Source organism: Mycolicibacterium iranicum (genome assembly GCF_002101705.1).
Classification (GTDB): Bacteria; Actinomycetota; Actinomycetes; order Mycobacteriales; family Mycobacteriaceae; genus Mycobacterium; species Mycobacterium iranicum.
The window spans coordinates 1-1,334 of sequence record NZ_LQPC01000068.1 but is presented as its reverse complement, the minus strand read 5'-3'; the positions used below and the strand labels follow the sequence as shown (position 1 = coordinate 1,334).

Sequence of the window (1,334 nt, the reverse complement as noted above, 5' to 3'; positions counted from 1 at the left end):
GTGGAGCTAAGGGTGTCTGAGTTCATGACATAGGTGACAGATGAGTCGCGTCATGCGTGACATCTGGAACACTGGTCGATGAGTCGCGTCATAGGTGACAGTCATGATTCATGTCGAAAGCCCGTGTGGCCGTGTTGGAAGTCGTCAGTGGAAACCTCACCGTCACCGCCGCCGCACGGGCCTACGGGCTGTCCCGACAACACATCTACCGCCTACTCAAGCGCTACCAACTTGGCGGCCTGCCCGCCATCGAGCCCCACTCCCGCCGCCCCGCCAGCAACCCCCGCAGAGTCAGCGACGAAGTCATCACCGCGATTGTGCTGCTGCGGGAAGAACTCACCGCCGACGGCCTGGACGCCGGCCCACTGACCCTTCAACAACACCTCACCAAACAAGGTCTACCCGTGCCGGCAGCCTCCACGATCCGCCGCATCCTGCACCACCACGGCCTGATCACCCCCCAACCCCGAAAGCGACCACGCAGCTCCTATCACCGCTTCGCCGCCGACCAACCCAACGAATGTTGGCAATCCGACTTCACCCACTGGAGATTGGCCGACGACACCGACGTCGAAATCCTCAACTGGCTCGACGACCACTCCCGATACCTCCTGGCCTGCACCGCCTACCGACGCGTCACCGGCCCCATCGTGGTCGCTAGCTTCACCGACACCGCAGCGCGCCACGGACTACCGCAATCAACTCTGACCGACAACGGCACCGTCTACACCGCCCGATTCACCAAAGGCCACAACGACTTCGAACGCCTCATCGCCAACCTGGGCATCACCCAAAAGAACGGCCACCCCAACCACCCACAAACCCAAGGCAAGATCGAACGGTTCCACCAAACCTTCAAACGCTGGCTAGCTGCCCGACCACGACCGGCCACCCTAGCCGAACTACAAACCTTGCTCGACACCTTCGCCGAGCTCTACAACACCCAACGCATCCACCGCGCCCACACCCCACCGGCCACACCCGCGCACGCCTACGCCACCCGACCCAAAGCAACCCCCGCAGGCCAAACCACCGCACACCTGCGCATCCGCCACGACACCGTCGATCAATTCGGCAAACTCACCCTGCGCTACGGCGGGCGCATCCACCACCTCGGCATCGGCATCACCCACGCCAACACCCCAGTGCTCATCCTGGCCACAACCAACACCGTCACCGTCATCAGCAAAACCGGCCACCACGTCCTCAGCAGCCACCAGATCAACCCCGAAAAAAACTACTGGCGCAACCAAAACAAAAACCCCGGCCGATGGCCGGGGAATCTGTAACCGATGACGCGACTCAGGTGTAACCCATCACCCGACTCATCACAG

1 protein-coding gene is annotated in these 1,334 nt (G+C 62.1%); it reads left to right on the top strand.

Features of this window, described 5'->3' with window-relative positions; translation table 11 throughout:
* Positions 1–110 precede the first annotated feature (110 nt).
* Positions 111–1,289 carry an IS481 family transposase gene (locus tag AWC12_RS28585; RefSeq protein ID WP_085178257.1) on the top strand — a complete coding sequence of 393 codons (1,179 nt, stop codon included), beginning with the start codon at positions 111–113 and terminating at the stop codon, positions 1,287–1,289.
* Positions 1,290–1,334 lie beyond the last annotated feature (45 nt).

Excerpts from the sequence above, each read along its gene's own strand:
- AWC12_RS28585 (WP_085178257.1), top strand. The coding sequence starts at position 111 with ATGTCGAAAGCCCGTGTGGCCGTGTTGGAAGTCGTCAGTGGAAACCTC.